General features: G+C 50.7%; 22 protein-coding genes and 1 pseudogene. 10 read left to right on the top strand and 13 right to left on the bottom strand.

The features are described 5' to 3' along the window. The first annotated feature begins 43 nt into the window (after positions 1–43). Positions 44–1,588, top strand: a complete 1,545-nt coding sequence (gene tyrR, locus OGX98_RS11120) for a transcriptional regulator TyrR (RefSeq protein ID WP_045442494.1) — start codon at positions 44–46, stop codon at positions 1,586–1,588. Between the two features lie 149 nt (positions 1,589–1,737). Here the strand turns inward: tyrR and rnt are convergent, their stop codons facing one another. From rnt to OGX98_RS11100, 4 genes are all read right to left on the bottom strand, one after another. Beyond that, positions 1,738–2,385 (bottom strand): ribonuclease T, encoded by a 648-nt coding sequence (rnt, locus tag OGX98_RS11115; RefSeq protein WP_286595285.1) that lies wholly within the window; start codon positions 2,383–2,385, stop codon positions 1,738–1,740. Positions 2,386–2,479: 94 nt separating this feature from the next. Continuing rightward, entirely contained in the window at positions 2,480–2,887 is a 408-nt protein-coding gene (gene gloA / locus OGX98_RS11110; protein WP_045442499.1) for a lactoylglutathione lyase, read from the bottom strand. A 154-nt stretch (positions 2,888–3,041) separates the two neighbouring features. After that, a complete protein-coding gene (locus tag OGX98_RS11105) occupies positions 3,042–4,139 on the bottom strand; it encodes an alkene reductase (RefSeq protein ID WP_286595284.1) in 1,098 nt (365 codons plus the stop codon). A gap of 58 nt (positions 4,140–4,197) precedes the next feature. Next, the gene (locus OGX98_RS11100; protein WP_045442505.1) at positions 4,198–4,797 is read right to left on the bottom strand and encodes a TetR/AcrR family transcriptional regulator; all 600 of its coding nucleotides are present in this window, start codon (positions 4,795–4,797) and stop codon (positions 4,198–4,200) included. 101 nt (positions 4,798–4,898) lie between these two features. Here OGX98_RS11100 and OGX98_RS11095 point away from each other — a divergent pair, with 101 nt between their 5' ends. The 3 genes from OGX98_RS11095 to sodC all read left to right on the top strand — a co-directional run bounded on the left by OGX98_RS11095 (position 4,899) and on the right by sodC (position 6,688). Next, positions 4,899–5,138, top strand: coding sequence for a DUF1289 domain-containing protein (locus OGX98_RS11095; protein WP_045442508.1), 240 nt, complete (start codon positions 4,899–4,901; stop codon positions 5,136–5,138). A gap of 50 nt (positions 5,139–5,188) precedes the next feature. Next, positions 5,189–6,085 (top strand): aldo/keto reductase, encoded by an 897-nt coding sequence (locus OGX98_RS11090; protein WP_286595283.1) that lies wholly within the window; start codon positions 5,189–5,191, stop codon positions 6,083–6,085. Positions 6,086–6,166: 81 nt separating this feature from the next. Continuing rightward, a complete protein-coding gene (gene sodC / locus OGX98_RS11085) occupies positions 6,167–6,688 on the top strand; it encodes a superoxide dismutase [Cu-Zn] SodC (RefSeq protein ID WP_045442513.1) in 522 nt (173 codons plus the stop codon). On the opposite strand, the pseudogene OGX98_RS11080 reads toward sodC, so the two are convergent. The 3 genes and pseudogenes from OGX98_RS11080 to OGX98_RS11070 all read right to left on the bottom strand — a co-directional run bounded on the left by OGX98_RS11080 (position 6,631) and on the right by OGX98_RS11070 (position 9,803). Beyond that, positions 6,631–8,704, bottom strand: a pseudogene (locus OGX98_RS11080) (FUSC family protein). The gene sodC and the pseudogene OGX98_RS11080 sit on opposite strands and share 58 nt — an antisense overlap. Beyond that, the gene (locus tag OGX98_RS11075; protein WP_286595282.1) at positions 8,701–9,564 is read right to left on the bottom strand and encodes an efflux RND transporter periplasmic adaptor subunit; all 864 of its coding nucleotides are present in this window, start codon (positions 9,562–9,564) and stop codon (positions 8,701–8,703) included. Before OGX98_RS11075 ends, OGX98_RS11080 begins: the two are co-directional and overlap by 4 nt. A gap of 2 nt (positions 9,565–9,566) precedes the next feature. After that, the gene (locus OGX98_RS11070) at positions 9,567–9,803 is read right to left on the bottom strand and encodes a DUF1656 domain-containing protein (protein ID WP_045442519.1); all 237 of its coding nucleotides are present in this window, start codon (positions 9,801–9,803) and stop codon (positions 9,567–9,569) included. Positions 9,804–9,995: 192 nt separating this feature from the next. Between OGX98_RS11070 and slyA the strand changes: the two genes are divergently transcribed. Continuing rightward, positions 9,996–10,436, top strand: a complete 441-nt coding sequence (gene slyA, locus OGX98_RS11065; RefSeq protein ID WP_019076732.1) for a transcriptional regulator SlyA — start codon at positions 9,996–9,998, stop codon at positions 10,434–10,436. A 46-nt stretch (positions 10,437–10,482) separates the two neighbouring features. On the opposite strand, the gene slyB is transcribed toward slyA, so the two are convergent. Next, entirely contained in the window at positions 10,483–10,950 is a 468-nt protein-coding gene (slyB, locus tag OGX98_RS11060; protein WP_045442526.1) for an outer membrane lipoprotein SlyB, read from the bottom strand. Positions 10,951–11,224: 274 nt separating this feature from the next. Here slyB and anmK point away from each other — a divergent pair, with 274 nt between their 5' ends. The 5 genes from anmK to pdxY all read left to right on the top strand — a co-directional run bounded on the left by anmK (position 11,225) and on the right by pdxY (position 15,805). Beyond that, complete coding sequence (anmK, locus tag OGX98_RS11055) at positions 11,225–12,346, top strand: anhydro-N-acetylmuramic acid kinase (RefSeq protein ID WP_045442529.1); 1,122 nt, start codon at positions 11,225–11,227, stop codon at positions 12,344–12,346. A gap of 87 nt (positions 12,347–12,433) precedes the next feature. After that, positions 12,434–12,763, top strand: a complete 330-nt coding sequence (mliC, locus tag OGX98_RS11050; protein ID WP_136345584.1) for a C-type lysozyme inhibitor — start codon at positions 12,434–12,436, stop codon at positions 12,761–12,763. Between the two features lie 59 nt (positions 12,764–12,822). Next, complete coding sequence (gene pdxH / locus OGX98_RS11045; RefSeq protein ID WP_045442541.1) at positions 12,823–13,479, top strand: pyridoxamine 5'-phosphate oxidase; 657 nt, start codon at positions 12,823–12,825, stop codon at positions 13,477–13,479. 126 nt (positions 13,480–13,605) lie between these two features. Next, complete coding sequence (gene tyrS, locus OGX98_RS11040) at positions 13,606–14,880, top strand: tyrosine--tRNA ligase (protein WP_045442543.1); 1,275 nt, start codon at positions 13,606–13,608, stop codon at positions 14,878–14,880. Between the two features lie 64 nt (positions 14,881–14,944). Next, entirely contained in the window at positions 14,945–15,805 is an 861-nt protein-coding gene (gene pdxY, locus OGX98_RS11035; protein ID WP_045442547.1) for a pyridoxal kinase PdxY, read from the top strand. 41 nt (positions 15,806–15,846) lie between these two features. On the opposite strand, the gene gstA is transcribed toward pdxY, so the two are convergent. From gstA to rsxG, 5 genes are all read right to left on the bottom strand, one after another. Beyond that, the gene (gene gstA, locus OGX98_RS11030) at positions 15,847–16,452 is read right to left on the bottom strand and encodes a glutathione transferase GstA (RefSeq protein WP_045442550.1); all 606 of its coding nucleotides are present in this window, start codon (positions 16,450–16,452) and stop codon (positions 15,847–15,849) included. A 105-nt stretch (positions 16,453–16,557) separates the two neighbouring features. Next, positions 16,558–18,063, bottom strand: a complete 1,506-nt coding sequence (gene dtpA, locus OGX98_RS11025; protein ID WP_048221511.1) for a dipeptide/tripeptide permease DtpA — start codon at positions 18,061–18,063, stop codon at positions 16,558–16,560. Between the two features lie 612 nt (positions 18,064–18,675). Further along, a complete protein-coding gene (nth, locus tag OGX98_RS11020; RefSeq protein WP_045442555.1) occupies positions 18,676–19,311 on the bottom strand; it encodes an endonuclease III in 636 nt (211 codons plus the stop codon). Further along, a complete protein-coding gene (locus OGX98_RS11015; protein WP_045442557.1) occupies positions 19,311–20,003 on the bottom strand; it encodes an electron transport complex subunit E in 693 nt (230 codons plus the stop codon). The genes nth and OGX98_RS11015 overlap by 1 nt, the downstream gene beginning before the upstream one ends. 3 nt (positions 20,004–20,006) lie before the next feature. Then, positions 20,007–20,627: an electron transport complex subunit RsxG gene (rsxG, locus tag OGX98_RS11010; RefSeq protein WP_225760880.1), complete on the bottom strand. Its 621-nt coding sequence runs from the start codon at positions 20,625–20,627 to the stop codon at positions 20,007–20,009. Positions 20,628–20,630 lie beyond the last annotated feature (3 nt).

The raw sequence follows: 20,630 nt of genomic DNA, 5'->3' as shown, positions 1-20,630 counted from the left end.
CTTATCATCTTACATATGATCCATTGTTTAGGTGAAGGTTCCCATGCGTCTGGAAGTCTTTTGTGAAGACCGACTTGGTCTGACTCGCGAATTACTCGATTTACTGGTGCTTCGAAGCATTGATTTACGCGGTATCGAGATTGACCCCATCGGGCGAATTTACCTTAATTTTGCGGAACTGGAGTTCACAAACTTCAGCAGCCTGATGGCTGAAATCCGCCGTATTTCAGGGGTGACGGACGTTCGCACCGTACCCTGGATGCCTTCCGAACGTGAACATCTGGCGCTTAGCGCGCTGCTTGAAGCGCTTCCGGAACCGGTCCTTTCTCTGGACATGAAAAGCAAAGTTGAAATGGCGAATCCCGCGAGCTGCCAGCTTTTTGCGCACACTCAGGATCGTATGCGCAACCACACGGCCGCACAGTTAATCAATGGATTTAACTTCCAGCGATGGCTGGAAAGCAATCCTCAGGATTCTCACAGCGAACATGTCGTGATTAATGGACAAAATTTCCTGATGGAAATTACACCGGTCCATTTACAGGGTGAAAATAACGAACTGATGTTGACCGGCGCTGTGGTGATGCTGCGTTCCACCATTCGTATGGGGCGTCAGCTGCAAAATATGACCACTCAGGATCTGAGCGCGTTTAGTCAGATTATCGCGGTCAGTACCAAAATGAAACACGTCGTGGAGCAGGCGCGCAAGCTGGCTATGCTGAGTGCGCCATTGCTGATTACCGGGAATACCGGTACGGGAAAAGATCTTTTTGCACGAGCCTGCCATCTGGCGAGCCCACGTGCGGAGAAACCATACCTGGCGCTGAACTGCGCTTCGATTCCTGAAGATGCGGTTGAAAGTGAGCTGTTTGGCCATGCACCGGAAGGCAAGAAAGGCTTCTTTGAACAGGCTAATGGCGGTTCGGTTCTGTTGGATGAAATTGGCGAAATGTCGCCGCGTATGCAAACAAAATTGCTGCGTTTTCTTAATGACGGAACGTTCCGCCGCGTCGGCGAAGATCATGAAGTCCATGTGGATGTGCGCGTGATTTGTGCTACGCAAAAAAATCTTGTGGAACTGGTACAGAAAGGCCTGTTTCGTGAAGATCTCTACTATCGTCTCAACGTACTGACGTTAAACCTGCCGCCACTGCGCGATTGCCCGCAAGATATTATGCCGCTCACTGAGCTGTTTGTCGCAAAGTTTGCCGACGAGCAGGGCGTACCGCGCCCGAAACTTTCCGCCGATCTAAGTACAGTGTTAACCCGCTATGGTTGGCCGGGTAACGTGCGTCAGTTGAAAAATGCTATCTATCGGGCGCTAACCCAGCTTGAGGGATATGAACTGCGTCCGCAGGATATTTTATTGCCGGATTATGATGCGGCGACGGTTGCTGTTGGAGAAGAGGTTATGGAAGGCTCGCTGGATGAAATCACCAGCCGCTTTGAGCGCTCAGTGCTTACGCAGCTCTATCTGAATTATCCCAGCACACGCAAACTCGCCAAACGGCTGGGCGTCTCGCATACCGCGATTGCCAATAAATTACGTGAATACGGTCTGAGTCAGCAGAAGAAGAGCGAAGAGTAACGCAGTAAATAACAATGCTCGTCTGGCGTCATGCCGATCGGTTAAGATGCGCTTAACCGATCGGAGGCGCATGTTACGGAACAGATTTTGAGGCGGATATATGCATTTTGCATCAATTCCGCCCCCTCAGCATTTGAGAAGTGAGCCAGTTACGCTCCTTCAGGCACCGGAAGAGGCCAGCCGCCCATGCGCTTCCAGCGGTTAACGATTTCGCAGAACAGAACTGCAGTACGTTCAGTGTCATACAGCGCAGAGTGCGCCTGAGTTCCATCAAATTCCATTCCAGCCGCAAGGCACGCTTTTGACAGCACGGTTTGTCCCAGAGACAGACCGCTCAGCGCCGCTGTATCAAAGGTAACGAACGGGTGGAACGGATTGCGTTTCAGTGAGGCACGCTCCGCTGCCGCCATCATAAAGCTGTGGTCGAAAGTGGCGTTATGCGCAACCATGATCGCCCGATTACAACCACTGTCTTTGATGCCTTTACGCACCATTTTAAAGATTGCGTGCAGAGCATCGTATTCGCTGACAGCTCCGCGTAGCGGATTGCTCGGGTCGATACCGTTGAACGCGAGTGCTTCCGGCTGTAAATTTGCCCCTTCAAAGGGTTCGACGTGGAAATGCAACGTCATGTCCGGCATCAGCCAGCCTTGTTCATCCATTTTCAGCGTGATGGCTGCAATCTCGAGCAGCGCATCGGTTTTGGCATTAAATCCTGCTGTTTCTACATCAATGACGACAGGATAAAAACCACGAAAACGGTCACACAGACCGGAAAGTTGAGCGTTATCGGACATCTGGGTCTCTTAATACGGGAAAATTGCAGCGCGTATTATGGCAAAATGATGAGTATAAAACTACGGGCACAGACGATCTGCGCCCGACGGGAGATTAGTCACCCAGGCCGCGACCTGCGTCTTTTTCTTCGATCAGTTCAATTTTATAGCCGTCCGGATCTTCCACAAACGCGATAACCGTCGTACCGCCTTTAACCGGACCCGCTTCACGCGTCACGTTACCGCCGTTCTGACGAATACGCTCGCAGGCTTCTGCCGCATTGTCTACGCTCAGGGCAATGTGACCGTAAGCAGTACCCAGGTCGTATTTGTCGACGCCCCAGTTGTAGGTCAGCTCAATGACGGCTTCGCTGGTTTCAGGGCCGTATCCGACAAACGCCAGAGAGTATTTGTATTCAGGGTTTTCACTGGTACGCAGCAGCTTCATGCCGAGTACTTTGGTATAAAAATCGATGGAACGTTGCAGGTCGCCCACGCGCAGCATGGTATGAAGTAAACGCATCTTTTCTTCCCCTTCAAAAATGGCTAATACATTCAAAATGTTGTTTTAGTATAGCGGCGTTGTGACGCCGCTATCAATGCAGGATTATAACCGCTCTCTTTGAGACCACATTTTATTGGCGGCAACTCAAAACCCAGTGCTATCGTCAGGGCAGTTACAGAGTCGGATAATCAGTGTAACCTTCAGCGCCACCGCCATAGAAACTCTCAGCGCGCTGTGGATTCAGTTCAGCTTTATGCTGCAGACGAGCGACCAGATCCGGGTTAGCAATATAGGCGCGGCCAAAGGCGACCGCATCGATCAGGCCTTTTTCAATCAGCGCTTCAGCTTTCTCTGGCGTGTAGGCTCCCGCTCCAATAATTGGACCATGGAATCGAGCACGAACTTTCTCGCGGAACGCATCGCTATACGGCTCACCACCGGCCCAGTCCGGTTCGGACATATGCAGGTAAGCGATCCGGCGTTTGCCGAGTTGTTCAATCAGATACAGTGCATCGGCTTCTTCATTCGGACCGTTATCCACGTTCTGGAAAGAACCAATAGGGGAAACCCGAATACCAATGCGGTCTGCACCCCATTCTTTGATCCCGGCATCGACGACTTCCAGTACGAGACGCGCACGATTCTCTACGCTGCCACCGTATTGATCGGTGCGGTGGTTAGAAGTAGGGGACAGAAACTGATGCAGCAAATAGCCATGGGCGGAGTGCAACTCTACCAGGTCAAAGCCCGCTTCACGCGCGTTAGCTATTGCCTGACGGAAATCATTGACGATACCTGAAATTTCTTCGGTTTCCAGTGCGCGCGGCATAGAGGTGTCCACTCGCGTCGCCAGTCCGTTTGCATCGCGCAGTGAAGTGCGGGTTCCTGCGCTGATGGCGGAAGGTGCAACCGGTGGCTGTCCATTTGGCTGCAGGCTTGAATGAGAGATTCGCCCGGTATGCCACAATTGTACGGCGATATGACCCTGCTCAGCATGAACGGCATGGGTGATTTTTTTCCACGCTGCAATTTGCTCTGCGCTGTGTAATCCTGGCGCACCCGCATAGCCTTTTGCCTGAGCGGAGATCTGCGTGGCTTCACTGATGATCAGACCTGCACTGGCCCGTTGGCGATAATATTCGGCCATGAGCGGAGTCGGGATGTCGCCAGGTTCGATGCTGCGCAGACGCGTCAGTGGAGCCATGAATACGCGGTTTGCGGCTGTGATAGCACCCACTTTCAGCGGGGAGAACAGTTTTTCAGATGACATAATAACTCCAGATATGAATAGACCGGTCGTCTAGTGATAATTTAAATAAAAACGCCTGTTAAACGTCAGGCGTTGTAATGACGGTTTTAACGTGTGCCAGCGCATTTTCCAGCGGTGTGGCACTGCGAGAAATCTTAGCCTGCAGGTTGGCCCCCAGCCACAGCGCATACAGCACCTGCGCCTGCTGTAAAGGTTCGCCAATGAACGACAAACAGTGGCAGTCCCGTCCTTTTTCCAGCGCTTGCGCTAACAGCGTAATAATATGTCGCGCGCCTTTATCCATCGCCGTACGCATGTCTTCAGAGAGATCGCATACTTCGGCGGACAATTTGACGGTCAGGCATCCGCTAATAATGCCATGCTGGCTAAACTGATTCAGGGTTTCCTGATAGTAGGCCAGGATCCGGTCGCGGTAATTACCAGCACCCGCATCAAAATGCGCGCCGAGTCGCTGATGATAGGCCGCATAATGGCGTTCCAGCATAGCCACACCAAATGCTTCTTTTGAGCGAAAATAGTGATAAAACGAACCCTTGGGAACCTCAGCGGTTTTCAACAATTCGCTTAAACCCATACCGGTGAATCCGCGTTGCATGCAAAGCTGCTCTCCGGTCGCCAGAAGATGTTCGCGCGTGTCGTGTTCAGTTACTTTGTTCATGCGAAGGAGTGTAATAGACCAGTCGGTCTAATGCAATAGCGCTTGCCAGAAATTCAGTTAACGTCTTCAATAGGTATATCGAACTTATTTAAGGAGGGGATGTGGCCGAACAGCTGGAGTTTTTCCCCGTCCAGAGCCCGTGCCGTGGGATCTGTCAGTCTGACGAACGCGGTTTTTGCCGCGGATGTTTTCGCAGCCGGGATGAGCGTTTTAACTGGCAAAAAATGAGCGATGCCGAAAAACAGGATGTGCTGCGGCTTTGTCGCCAGCGGCTTATGCGTAAATTACGTGCAAACAAAACCAACCCGCCGGAAGAACCGCAACAACCCTCACTCTTTTAAAATCGCAATTGCGTATACTCGATACACATTCACTTATTAAGGAAGCTGCTATGGTTCAGCGTATCACTATTGCGCCGCAAGGCCCGGAATTTTCTCGCTTTGTCATGGGGTACTGGCGGCTGATGGACTGGAATATGTCCGCGCGCCAGTTAGTCAGCTTTATTGAGGAACATCTGGAACTGGGCGTAACTACTGTCGATCACGCGGATATTTATGGCGGATACCAGTGTGAAGCTGCGTTTGGCGAGGCACTGAAGTTGGCTCCACATCTGCGGGAAAAAATGCAGATTGTGACCAAATGCGGTATAGCTACCACGGCGCGAGCGGAAAATACACTTGGTCATTATATCACCGACAGCGCTCACATTATTGCCAGCGCAGAACAGTCTCTGAAGCTTCTGGTGACCGATTATCTTGATCTGCTGCTGATCCACCGTCCCGATCCGTTGATGGATGCAGACGACGTGGCTGATGCCTTTAAAAAGCTGCACCATAGCGGCAAAGTGCGCCACTTTGGGGTATCAAACTTTACACCCGCTCAGTTTTCGCTGCTGCAATCGCGTCTGCCATTTACTCTGGCGACTAACCAGGTCGAAATATCACCGGTACATCAGCCGCTCTTGCTGGATGGCACCCTGGATCAGTTGCAACAGTTGCGCATCCGGCCGATGGCCTGGTCCTGTCTGGGCGGTGGTCGACTGTTCAATGATGACGCTTTCCAGCCGCTGCGTAATGAGCTTGCTGCGGTAGCGGAAGAGCTGAATGCCCAGTCTATTGAGCAGGTGGTGTATGCGTGGATTTTACGTCTGCCATCACAACCGCTGCCTATTATTGGTTCTGGTAAAATTGAGCGCGTTCGTACCGCTATTGCAGCTGAATCGCTGACAATGTCTCGTCAACAATGGTTCCGAATTCGTAAAGCGGCGCTGGGATACGACGTGCCTTAATCGTGTTTTCTGCGCTTCGTCGTTCAAATTTTCGGCACTGGTTTACACTTATCAATCAAGTACCTGTTCGAAGGAGGATGTATGAAGCGTTTGAGTTTGGCCGTGATTACCTTACTGGCCTGTGCGGGTGCACAGGCAGCCAGTGAGCAAGTTGAGATGAACCTGGTGACGTCACAAGGCGTCGGGCAGTCGATTGGTTCAGTGACCATTTCTGAAACGGCGAAAGGGCTGGAGTTTACGCCAGATTTGAAAGCTCTGCCGCCGGGAGAGCATGGCTTTCATGTGCATGCTAACGGCAGTTGTCAGCCAGCTATTAAAGAAGGTAAAGCTTCGGCCGCCGAAGCGGCAGGTGGACATTTTGACCCGCATAAAACCGGTAAGCATGAAGGCCCCGAGGGTGGTGGACACATGGGAGATCTCCCATTGCTGATGGTTAATAATGAGGGGAATGCCACGACGGCTGTCGTCGCTCCGCGACTGAAATCGCTGGATGATGTCAAAGGCAAGTCGCTGATGATACATGTGGGCGGAGATAATATGTCCGATCAACCCAAACCACTCGGTGGTGGCGGGGCGCGATACGCCTGTGGTGTTATCAAATAATCAGCGGGTCAGCGTACCTGGCGGTGGTGCTTGTTCAAGCTGAGAGAGCGAACAGTGTAATCGCCAGATTAGAGCGGCCAGCTCTTGTGCGGCAGACTGATGATGATGGGCAAGTGTATCGCATATACGTTGTAGTTCATTCAGCGTGGCATTCAGCGGACGTTGCTGCACGCCACGCTCGCTCATTACATCGCGAAGTAATGAGATGCACACATCCCTGACGCGAGATAACGGATCTGAGCGTGCCTCCCAGGCGCGCAACTGCCATACCACATGTGAGCAATTTAGTAGTACCACTCCCCACCGTAATAACCAGCGCCGTGCCAGTGCATCCTGGCTGTTGCTGAGCTGACTGACATGATGATAGGTCAACGACTCAAATTCATTTTCGCTGAGCGACGGATGTCGGCTGAGCTGATCGACAAAATCCCGGCGCAGAGCGCGAATGTGGCGCCGACTCTTCCTGGCGTCTGAACCAGGGCGCAGAATGGCAAAGGCCAGCCATGACAATGCCACGCCGGTAATTTTTGCCATATTGTCATTCAGAAAATCAGCAAAATCATAGACGGGAGGATTGGTCACGGCGATGAACGATCCCATGAACACGATCAACTGTCCCCAAAGTCCCGCCAGCGCTGGCATCTGCAATTTTAATAACTGCATGGTGGCAAGCAGTGGAAAGAGGAACAGAATGAATTGCCAGAGGTCGGTGATTTGCACCATCAAGCCAAATTTAACCACAAAGCTGAATAATGACAGCAGGACCAGCGTTCGCATCAACAATGAGAGTGATTTGAACGGGGTGGCAACGGCGGAATACAGCACACAGCTGATGGCGGCAAGCGTCAGTGCTCCGGAACCCGATTCCCACTGTGCGCCGATGCTCCATGCACCGATTACCATCAGCGTGCAGAAAGTACGTAATCCGCTCCATACCGCTTCCGCATTGTCAGTATGACGGGCAAGTCCAGGCGTTCGATTCACGATAATGCGATCAACGGTTACGCCATTTTCCAGCAAATGCAGGTAGTGACTGCTTTGCAGGTAGATACGGCAGAAATAACGCAGCCGCTGCCAGAAGGCGATATGTCGATAGTCGCTTTGGTCCCGCGGGCGCAGGGGGGCAATAATACGCGCCACGGTATAGCTGTCGGTGTTTGCTTTCACCAGCGCATTCAATAGTTGTTCGATGATATCCCGGGTATTCGCAGGGGGATTGGGCCAGTTCAGCAGCATCCTGCGCAGACTGGAAATCACGCTGGTCATACGAAGCTGCTGGTGTAACAGTGAATTGAGCAGTGCATTCTGGCGGCGAAAGCGATAGTGACTCCAGAACGCCTGGATCCGCAACAGATTCATAGTCAGAATTTGGCCGATTACGCCCTCGTGAGCCGAACGAATCGCATCAGTGGTTTCTGGTTGCCAGAGTAAACTGGCATGTTCCAGCAAGCGTGCATGCATGTTTTTCAGTGCGGTCAGCAGTGTTGTACCATCGGATGTGCTTGGCAGGATCATCATCATCATCCCACCACAGAGTATCCCGACGAGGACTTCGCATACACGGGCCTGGGCGATATCCCACAATTGAGTTATCTCAACGGTATTCACCATTGGAAACGCGATGATGGCTGCCGTGTAGCCAGCCAGTTGAAAAGCGTAGGCTACGTTATTGGTAAAATGTGCGCAGGCCCACGTGCATAAGCCAATCCACGCCGACATGCTCAGCAGAAATAGCCAGGGTTCATTGAGGGTATGGCCCGCAATGATCAACGCCGCCGTTGCCCCGAGTAAACTGCCGGCAACACGCCCCAGACTCTTACTGATGACACCACCTACGGTGGGGAAGCTAACCACGGCGGCAGAGGTCATCGCCCAATAAGGTTCATCCAGGTTCAGATAATAGGCGAACGTTAATGCCAGACACATTGCAATGGTATTACGCAGAGCGTAACGCCACTGTCCGGCCGTGGCTTTAAACCACGGCAAATTACCTGGCGTCAGATGAAACCGTTTCATTGATGCTGACCAATGGAGACGCTACAGGTCGTTCCTGAAACCAAAGTGACATCGTGAGGGAGGGCGCTAAATTCGATGCGAACAGGAACCCGTTGCGCCAGACGAACCCATGGCACGTTAGGTTTGATATCGGGAATGAGGCCGGAATCACTTTCAACACTCTGATCGTAAATAGCACGGCCAATACTTGATACGTGACCCTGTAACTTTACGTTGCCGCTGTACAGTGTAATAAGAGCCGGCGCGCCTTCGCGAATGTGGCGTAGCTTGGTTTCTTCAAAATACCCCATCACATAAAAAGAGTGGCTGTCGACAAGGGCAAACAGCGGCTTGCCCGTGGAGGCGTAGTCTCCGGTTCGGGTCGAAAGATTGGTCACCCATCCCGCAACAGGGGCTTTAACTTCCGTTTGTGTCAGTTGCCACTGCGCCTGGCGCAATATGGCCTGAGCGGCTTCGACGCTGGCCTGCATCGCTTTAACGTTAAGGTTCGCCGTATAAAGATCCTCTGCGGAGATGTAATTTTGCGACAGATGACGGCGGCGGTTGGCTTCGTTATTGGCTTTTGCCAGGTCGGACTGTGCTTTGGCTAACTGAGCCTGTGCATTCAATTCGGCGATATGAAACGGTGTCTTGTCGATAACCAAAAGCACATCACCGGCGTTAACGAACTGGTTATCCTTTACGTTGAGTTTGCTGATACTTCCGGAGACCTGCGGCGTAATGCTGACCTGCTCAGCGCGGACTTTGCCGTCGCGCGTCCACGGTGACTGCATGTAATAATTCCACATCCACCATCCCGCGAGGACCGCAATAACAGCGACTATAATTGTGGAGAAGTATTTAACGGTTTTAAGCGACATAATCACCACGCAATTAGCAGATAGAAGCCCAGGCATACGCAAAGCGTAAAGAGAGACAGATCCATTAACAGGGGATGCCATATTTCGCCGGAGTAGATCCAGTCGCGTAGTAGACGATGAGCAACCAGCCAGAGAATGAACCCCGCGACAAACGCCTTGAAAATAGGGGGGAAATAGACAGATGCGCCGATCATTAAATCTTGTAAGGGCAATCCTGTTGCATTAAACATAAACTTCACGGGCAAAATCCTTGGCGGAAGAGAGCATTGCTATAGGTTTAGCAAAAAAGGGACAATGAGTCTCTTTAACACAGAATGTCTGAAAAAATGTCATCCGGTAAGCAAATTTGGCAATACATTTGTTTTGAGAATACAAATGCTGCACACTATTCTAAAATCAGTATAATAACTTAGCAAGCTAATTATAAGGAGATGAAATTGGAATCGCCACTAGGTTCTGATCTGGCACGGTTGGTGCGCATTTGGCGTGCTCTGATTGACCATCGCCTGAAGCCTCTGGAGTTGACGCAGACACATTGGGTTACGCTGCACAACATTCATCAGTTGCCGCCGGATCAATCGCAGATTCAGTTGGCTAAAGCGATAGGTATTGAGCAGCCTTCACTGGTGCGTACGCTTGACCAACTGGAAGAAAAGGGACTCATTTCGCGACAGACTTGCGCCAGCGATCGTCGGGCAAAGAGAATAAAACTCACTGAGAAAGCGGAACCGCTAATCGCAGATATGGAAGCGGTAATCAATAAAACGCGCGGAGAAATTCTGGAAGGGATCTCGGCCGAGGAGATTGATTTGCTGATTAAACTGGTTGCCAGGCTGGAACACAATATCATTGAGCTGCAGTCTCAGGGCTGATGTGAAATTTAACGTGTGGCCAGAGCCTGACCACACGTTAATTCGATTAGCGCGGGGAAACGGTAACTTCTCTGCCGTTGCTTGCCATTACGACACGCTGGCCTGCGGCGAATTTGGTTGCGCCCTGTTTCTGCACTACCATGATGGTATTACCGTCATCCTTACGGATTTCCAGTTCCACACCCTGGGTTTTATTCATTGCACCCTGCACGCCCTGGCCAGCAACGCCGCCAGCTACAGCGCCTGCAGCAGTTGCTAATGAGCGGCCAGTACCACCGCCAACGGTGTTACCGAGGAACCCGCCGAGTACCGCACCACCGATAGCGCCAATTACGTTTGCGTCATCACCACCCTGAATTTGAACCGGACGAACATGAACAATCGTGCCATAGGTTACGTTCTGAACCTGTTTTGCTTCGGATGCGGTATACACGTCACCTGAAAGGCTGTCATTGTTAACGCAACCGGCTAAAGATACGCCCATTAATGAAATAATAAGCACACGTTTAATCATTTAAAAATCTCCTTGTCACCACGAAACGCTGAAAAAAACACCCTTCATGATAAAATTATATGGCATTTGTGAGCCTAAGGTCACATGTTCTACTGGAACAATATGAAAATCATAATTGGGTCCGGGTTAACCGAGTATAAACGAACCATTCATCAAATCGATTGAAATGATGACCTGTTGCCATCAGTAACCCGCAAAAATCATCAATGAAGCATGGAATTACGCGGCACTTTATGGTTGAGTGTCAAGGCTAACATGCTTAAAAGGATGACATATGAAATCGGGCCGTTTTATCGGTGTTATGTCTGGAACCAGCCTTGATGGTGTTGATGTTGTGCTGGCGGCAATAGATGAAACGATGGTTGCGCAACAGGCGAGTCTTACCTGGCCCATCCCCATCCATTTGAAACAAGCCATTCTGGACATTTGCCAGGGGCAACAACTCACGCTTTCTCAGTTTGGTCAGTTGGACACCCAACTGGGACGTTTGTTCGCTGAGGCGGTGAATGCGCTCCTGTCGCAGCAAAAATTAAAGCCGCAGGATATCGTTGCTATTGGTTGTCACGGACAAACTGTATGGCATGAACCTACAGGCGCCGCGCCTCATACGCTGCAAATTGGTGATAACAATCAAATTGTGGCGCATACGGGGATCACTGTGGTCGGGGATTTTCGCCGGCGTGATATTGCGCTGGGTGGGCAGGGGGCGCCGCTGGTTCCTGCTTTCCATCAGGCTTTGCTGGCGCATCCGACGGAACGCCGGATGGTGCTGAATATCGGTGGGATTGCCAATTTGTCACTGCTCATACCTGAAAAACCTGTAAGAGGATATGACACCGGACCGGGCAATATGCTGATGGATGCCTGGATCTGGCGGAAATGCGGTCGACCTTACGACAAAGATGCGCAGTGGGCCAGCGAAGGAACGGTGATTATTCCTCTGCTGCAAAATATGCTTAGCGACCCCTATTTTTCTGCACCCGCGCCAAAAAGCACTGGTCGCGAGTATTTCAATTATGGCTGGATAGAACGTCACCTGGCGCAGTTTCCGGGGATTAACCCGCGCGATGTGCAGGCGACGCTTGCCGAACTGACGGCGGTGACCATTTCAGAGCAAGTCTTGCTGAGCGGTGGTTGTGAGCGACTGATGGTTTGTGGCGGCGGAAGCCGTAATCCGCTTCTGATGATGCGTCTGGCGGCGTTGTTGCCGGGTACAGAAGTAACATCAACGGATGAGGCAGGCATTAGCGGTGATGATATGGAAGCGTTAGCCTTTGCCTGGCTGGCGTGGCGTACCTTGGCTGGATTACCGGGTAATTTGCCTTCGGTGACCGGTGCGGCAGAGTCCAGTGTTTTAGGGGCGATTTTCCCTGCAAACCCACGATCTCAGAGTTAACTGAAATTATCCTCGCCTGTATGCCGGTAAACTAGGGAAGTTAGGGAGGGTGTCATTGCCCTCCGGGACCAGGAAAGTCTTCAGGATATGGCTATGAAAAAACTGTTAATTGTCTGTCTGCCCGTACTGCTTAGCGGTTGTAGTGTTTACAATCAATTTGTCGAGCGCATGCAAACGGATACACTCGAATACCGCTGTGATGAAAAACCGCTTACTGTGAAGTTGAACAATACTCAACAAGTTGCGAGCTTTGTTTACGATAATCAGTTAGTGAAACTCAAACAGGGTGTGTCGGCATCCGGTGCGCGTTACACGGACGGCATCTACGTCTTCTGGTCTAAAGGAGACAATGCAACGGTCTATAAACGCGACAGAGTTGTGTTAAATAACTGTCAGTTACAGAACCCGAAGCGTTGAGATTTTCACCTGGGCGGCGCACAATAGCGTCACCCACTGACAATCCGTAGCCCAACATCATGTCTGATAACGACGAATTGCAGCAAATCGCGCATCTGCGCCGTGAATACACGAAAGGCGGTCTTCGCCGCCGCGATCTTCCCGCCGAACCCCTTGCGCTTTTTGAGCGTTGGCTGGGGCAAGCCTGTGACGCCAAACTGGCGGATCCTACTGCGATGGTTGTCGCAACCGTCGATGAAAATGGTCAACCCTACCAGCGTATCGTGTTGCTCAAACATTATGATGACAAAGGGCTGGTTTTTTATACCAACATGGGCAGCCGCAAGGCGCATCAGATTGAGAATAATCCCCGCATCAGCCTTTTATTCCCCTGGCATACGCTGGAACGGCAGGTCATGGTTATCGGTAAGGCTGAACGTCTTTCCACGCTTGAGGTGGTGAAGTATTTCCATAGCCGCCCACGCGATAGCCAGATTGGTGCCTGGGTCTCTAAACAGTCAAGTCGGATCTCCGCACGCGGTATTCTAGAAAGTAAATTTCTTGAGCTGAAGCAGAAGTTTCAGCAAGGAGAAGTTCCGTTACCTAGCTTCTGGGGCGGTTTTCGCGTGAGTATTGAACAAATGGAGTTCTGGCAGGGCGGTGAAAACCGTCTACACGATCGTTTTTTATACCAACGTGAAGATAACGCGTGGAAAATTGATCGCCTCGCTCCGTAAAGATGCAAAATTCTTGTTTTAAGCGCTGGTACTGATGAATCCGGCGCTTTATTCTATGTCTCTTTCGCATCAGGCGAAAAGTCGTGTACCGGCAAAGGTGCAGTCGTTTTATACATGGAGATTTTGATGGCAAGCAGTAACTTGATTAAACAATTGCAAGAGCGGGGGCTGGTGGCCCAGGTGACGGACGAGGAAGCGTTAGCAGAGCGACTGGCGCAAGGCCCGATCGCGCTCTATTGCGGCTTCGATCCTACCGCTGACAGCTTGCATTTGGGGCATCTGGTTCCATTGTTATGCCTGAAACGCTTCCAGCAGGCGGGCCATAAGCCTGTCGCACTGGTAGGTGGTGCAACGGGGCTGATTGGTGACCCGAGCTTTAAAGCCGCCGAGCGTAAACTGAACACCGAAGACACCGTGCAGGAGTGGGTGGATAAGATCCGCAAACAGGTTGCGCCGTTCCTCGATTTCGACTGTGGCGACAACTCTGCGATTGCTGCGAACAACTACGACTGGTTTGGCGGTATGAACGTACTGACTTTCCTGCGTGATATCGGCAAACACTTCTCCGTTAACCAGATGATCAACAAAGAAGCGGTGAAGCAACGTCTTAACCGTGACGATCAGGGGATCTCTTTTACCGAGTTTTCATACAACCTGTTGCAGGGTTACGACTTCGCTTGCCTGAACAAACTGCACGGCGTTGCGTTGCAAATCGGTGGTTCTGACCAGTGGGGTAACATTACCTCTGGTATCGACCTGACTCGCCGCCTGCATCAGAACCAGGTGTTTGGCCTGACTGTTCCGCTGATCACCAAAGCAGACGGTACCAAATTCGGTAAAACAGAAGGTGGCGCAGTATGGCTGGATCCGAAAAAAACCAGTCCGTATAAGTTCTACCAGTTCTGGATTAACACCGCTGATGCTGATGTGTATCGCTTCCTTAAATTCTTCACCTTTATGGACATTGAAGAGATCAACGCTCTGGAAGAAGAAGATAAGAACAGTGGCAAAGCGCCTCGTGCTCAGTATGTTCTGGCTGAACAAGTGACACGTCTGGTTCATGGTGAAGAAGGGCTGGTGGCGGCAAAACGCATTACCGAAAGCCTGTTCAACGGTGACCTGGGCTCCCTGAGCGAAGCTGATTTCGAACAGCTGGCACAGGATGGCGTACCGATGATTGAGATGGAAAAAGGTGCCGATCTGATGCAGGCACTGGTTGATTCCGAACTGCAACCTTCTCGCGGCCAGGCGCGTAAGACTATTGCGTCTAACGCGGTCACTATCAACGGTGAGAAACAATCTGACCCGGAATATTTCTTCCAGGAGAGTGATATTTTGTTCGGTCGCTACACCTTACTGCGCCGTGGCAAAAAGAACTATTGCCTGATTTGCTGGAAGTAAGTAAAAGTCAGCGGGGGCGTGGGAAACTACGCCCCTTTATTATTCTAGGGTTGTGGTAAGTTAAATGAAGAATATCCTCGCCATCCAGTCCCACGTTGTTTTTGGCCATGCGGGCAATAGTGCAGCAGAATTTCCGATGCGTCGTCTTGGCGCGAATGTCTGGCCACTTAACACCGTTCAGTTTTCCAACCACACGCAGTACGGTAAATGGACAGGCTGTGTCATGCCGCCCAGTCACCTGACTGAAATCGTCCAGGGTATTGCTGATATCGATAAACTCCAGCAGTGCGACGCAGTTCTAAGCGGATATCTGGGGTCTGCAGAGCAGGGCGAGCATATTCTGGGCATTGTGCGCAAAGTTAAAGCAGCCAATCCACAAGCGAAATATTTCTGCGACCCGGTAATGGGCCATCCAGAAAAAGGATGTATTGTTGCGCCGGGTGTTGCCGAATTTCATGTACGCCATGCGCTACCGGCCAGCGATATTATCGCACCCAATTTGGTCGAACTCGAAATCTTGTGTGAGCACGCAGTTAACAATGTGAATGAGGCAGTGATAGCGGCTCGTGAACTGATTGCTCAGGGTCCGGAAATTGTGTTGGTTAAGCACCTTGCTCGCGCGGGTATCAGCACGGATCGTTTTGAGATGCTACTGGTGACTGCTGAACAAGCGTGGCATATCAGTCGACCATTAGTGGATTTTGGTACTCGTCAGCCTGTTGGCGTTGGTGATGTTACCAGCGGTTTACTGCTGGTGAAGCTGTTACAGGGCGCGTCTTTACAACAGGCGCTGGAACATGTGACTGCGGCGGTGTACGAAATTATGATCGCGACCAAAGAGATGCAGGAGTATGAGCTGCAGGTGGTTGCCGCTCAGGATCGTATCGCTAAACCGGAACACTACTTTAGCGCAACGCAGTTGTAATAAATGCCGGATAAGCGTTAGCGCTATCCGGCACTAAACAGTTAGTTTAACCCTTCAGCTTTTAGCGCCGCAGTCACTGCCGGACGCTCCGCCATACGCGCCATATACGCTTCGATATGGCTGAATCCTTCCATATTCAATTTCACTGCATATGCCCAGCGCAGCACGGTGAACAGATAGGCATCCGCAATGCTGAAACGTTGACCGCAGATCCACGGATTGTCTTTTAATGACTCATTTACATATTGCATTTTTTTCTCCAGCAGAGCACGAACGGTTGGTTTGTACTCTTCTGGTGTATCGGGGCGAAACAGAGGGGTAAAGCCTTTATGCAGCTCTGTAGCAATAAAGTTAAGCCACTCGATTGTTTTGTAGCGGGAGAGGCTGCTGGTGGGGGCAAGGAGCTGACGGTCTGGTACAGAGTCGGCCAGGTACTGCATGATGGCAACGCCTTCGGTCAGTAGCGTTCCGTCATCAAGCAGCAGCGCGGGAACTTGTCCTTTTGGGTTTACCGCGAAAAAATCGTCGCCGTTTTCCAGACGTTTCTTCATCAGATCAACACCATCCAGCGTGAAATCTTTACCACTCTCACGCAGTGTGATGTGGGAAGCAAGAGAACAAGCGCCCGGTTTGTAGAACAGTTTCATCGGTAACTCCTTGTGGCTGAGGTATATCGTATGGTAGTGCTACCTCAGACAAAAAAAAAGCCGCTAACATAAAGTTAGCAGCCTTAAGATAAGTTTCCCTGAGAATTACGCTGTTGCGGCCTTAGAGGCTTTCTCGCTTACATCGTCGTCCTGAGTCATACGGTTCAGTTTCGGTGCTGTCAGCAGCATCAGAACAGCAATAACCGCTGTAGCAATACCAATCTGCAGGAACACACGTCCGTATACTTCAAGAGACATCAGTGGGTCAGTAACGTTTTCTGGAACTGCCATCATGTTAGCAACGTAGCCACCAATAATGTTGGCGCCTGCGGTAGTCAGGAACCAGCTACCCATGATAAAGCCCATCAGGCGCTGCGGAACCAGCTGTGCAACCATCGCCAGACCCAGACCAGAGATCATCAGTTCACCGATACTTTGCAGACCGTAGCAGATGATCAGCCAGTTAACGGAAACGATGCCCGCATCAGTTGCGAATTTCGCACCCAGCGGCAGGATCAGGAACGCGCCAGAACACAGAACCATACCAATAGCAAACTTGGTTGGCATCGGCAGGGTGTCACCCATCTTGTTATAGATGGCGGCAAGGATTGGGCTGCCAATGATGATCCAGAATGGGTTCAGTGCCTGGTACTGCTCAGGTTCGAAAGCGATGCCCAGAATAGAGTGTTCAACGTTACGAATCGCAAAGAAGTTCAGTGACGTCGGCATCTGGCTGTAAAGCACGAAGAAGATAATCGCTTCCAGCATCAGAATAAAAGCGACGATCATTTTACGACGCGCAGCACCGTGCATGGAGAACGCTTCTTTACCGAAGATAACCACGATGCCCATAGCGATAACGCCCAGAACCATACGTGCGATACCCTGGTTGTGCAGCAGCCATGTCGCGATAGCGATCAGAACTACAACGCCACCAATTGTCAGCAGCAGGTTACGGTAGTTGATTGGCTCGAAGTCCGGTTTAGAACCGTACTGTTTGACCCAACGCTGGCAGAATGCGAAGTTCACGACGGTGATCAGCATACCAACGACGCTCAGTGCGAACGCGGTGCTCCAGCCGTAACGTGCAGCCAGCCACGGAGTTGCCAGCATAGAGAAGAATGAACCGATGTTGACGGACATATAGTACATGGTAAATGCACCATCAAGACGCGGGTCATCTTTTGCATAGCAGGTAGACAGCAGGGATGATGGGTTTGCTTTGAACAGACCGTTACCGACCGCGATGGCCGCCATGCCCATATAAACGATACCCGCGTCGTGACCAGACCATGCAACCAGTGCATAACCGATGGCCAGGACAATAGCACCCAGCATGATGACACGCTTCGTTCCAAGAACCTTGTCACCTAACCAGCCGCCAATGGCAACAAGACCATAAACCAGGGCGCTAAAGGATGAGAAAAGGGTGATGGAATCCGCTTCTGACATACCCAGTTGCTTCACCAGGTAGACGGCCATAATTCCTTGCAGGCCGTAATAGCCAAAACGTTCCCACAGCTCAATCGAGAAAATGAGATAGAACGCTTTTGGTTGTTTGAAGGCGTTTAAACTGACGCTTTCAGTTGGTTTATTGTTTGCAGTAGACACTTTTACCTCTTTTTTTACATCCCATATCAACGGGGGTGTTCAGGTACGTGATGAGTCAAGTTCATCCGTCCGATTGTTATAGTGGGAGGGGAAACGGCAAGTAATGTTCACTATCTTGACCATTCAGACAAGGGGTTTGTAATAATCTGTTACATATATCTGAACTGGTGAAATCATCCAGGCTAATAAATGTTATCTAGCGTTAAATTTCTTCAATTGAAAAATGGCAGATTTTTACACTGTCAGATAGGGGCGTAAACCGCAATGTGGCGATATGTTCTGCTATTCAAGGTTGAATCCAGTGATATAGGCCATTATCTTAAAAATAGCCAGTGTAATGTTTTGTATCGAATTGACGGGGTCAGGTCATTTGCTTGTCATTTTAACTACAAAATAAAAAATATTTTACATTGTGTTATCAGGGTGATCTTGATCACGGATGGATAGAAATTTCTATTACTAAAAAAACGATTAACCTGCTCAGGTGTTAATTCACAAGAATATTACATCAGATATGCCCGCGACTATGGCATCATTGACGGGAAATGAGAGATTAAGAAGTGCATAACTAATCGTTATGGAAGTGGGAAAGGGTTCTTGCCCCCAACATTATCAGATATCGACTTTCTCTTTGAATTCGCAGAGGTCTTCGATGATACAAGAGCCACAACGTGGTTTCCTGGCAATGCAGGTGTAGCGACCATGAAGAATTAACCAGTGATGGCAATCGACTTTAAATTCACTGGGAACAACTTTCAGCAGTTTTTCTTCTACCTGCTCAACGTTTTTACCCGGCGCGAATTGCGTTCGATTACACACTCGAAAAATATGGGTATCGACGGCTATGGTAGGCCAACCAAAGGCGGTGTTTAGCACCACATTCGCTGTCTTGCGCCCGACACCGGGCAGTGCTTCCAGTGCAGCCCGATCTTCAGGTACTTCGCCATGATGTTGTTCCAGCAGAATACGGCAGGTTTTAATTACGTTTTCTGCTTTGCTGTTAAACAAGCCTATCGTTTTAATATACGACTTAACCCCTTCGACACCGAGATCCAGCATCGCGGCAGGGGTATTGGCGACGGGATAGAGCTTTGCAGTGGCTTTATTGACGCTGACATCGGTGGCCTGCGCCGACAGTAAAACGGAAATCAGCAACTCAAACGGCGAGGTAAAATTGAGCTCGGTTGTTGGATGCGGGTTGTTGTCACGCAGACGTGTGAGTATTTCCAGCCGTTTCGCTTTGTTCATTACACATTCCCTGTCTCGCCTGCCGGACTGTCCGTCACTGCAGCCTCAGCACGACGCTTTTTCATTCTTTCATCAATAAGATATTTAACTGCCAGCATCAGTCCCAGACCAATGAACGCTCCCGGCGGTAGCATGGCCAACAGGAACGGCGTATCCGTATGGAAAATCTCGACGCGCAGCACTTTGGCCCAGCTACCCAGCAGGCCGTCTGCGCCATCAAACAATGTCCCGTTACCAATGATTTCACGCAGTGATCCGAGGACAAACATCGCGCCGGTTGCTCCCATGCCGATGGAAAAACCATCGAGCGCGGATAAAGCGGGGCCTTTTTTAGCGGCAAACGCTTCTGCACGGCCAACCACAATACAGTTGGTCACAATTAAGGGAATGAAGATCCCCAGGGACTGATACAAACCAAAGGCATATGCGTTGATAAGCATCTGCACCGCACTCACCACTGAGGCGATGATCATGACATAAATCGGGATACGAATTTCAGGCGGTGTCCAGCGACGCAGGGCTGAGATAGTCAGGTTAGTCAGCGTCAGTACCAGTGTTGTAGCAAGCCCCAGACCCAGGGCGTTGGTGGCGGTAGAGGTCACCGCTAACAGTGGGCACATGCCGAGTAACTGCACCAGGGCGGAGTTATTTTTCCATAGCCCCTGAACAATGACGTCTTTAATTTCGCTCATGGTTTATTCTCCACAGGCGGTAAGTTGAGGAAGCTGCGCAGGCAGCGTTTGCGCGTACAGACCAGCGCGTTTAACTGCATTAACTACCGCACGCGGGGTGATGGTCGCGCCAGTGAACTGGTCAAAGTCACCACCGTCTTTTTTAACCGCCCAGTGTGGGTCATTTTCAGTGCTGATTTTTTTGCCACTAAAATGGGTTATCCAGTCGGACAGACGCAGCTCTATTTTATCACCCAGCCCCGGCGTTTCATGATGTTCCGTTACGCGCGAACCCAGTACGGTACCATTGAAATCGACGCCGACCAGCAACTGAATAGCGCCAGAGTATCCATCAGGTGCGGTAGCTTCCAGAATTGCCGCTACCGGACGGTCATCCTGACGGGCAATATAAACGTGGTGTGATCCTTTACCCAACGCCGGTGCATTAACCAGATAGCAGCTTTCAGGCAGATTATTATTGTAGCGATCGCCAGGCAAAACCTGATCGAACAGCGCCTTTTGCTGCAGTGCGGCCTGTTCATCAATGGTGGACTTGGTTAACTGATTAATGGCTGCCGTTAACCCCGTAGAGCCCGCAGCAAACAGTGCCAGAGTGATACCGTGTTTACGAATCGTTTTCAGCATATG

It is taken from the genome of Citrobacter sp. Cm046 (genome assembly GCF_030333065.1).
Lineage (GTDB): Bacteria > Pseudomonadota > Gammaproteobacteria > Enterobacterales > Enterobacteriaceae > Citrobacter > Citrobacter murliniae.
This window is presented reverse-complemented; position numbering and strand designations above follow the sequence as displayed.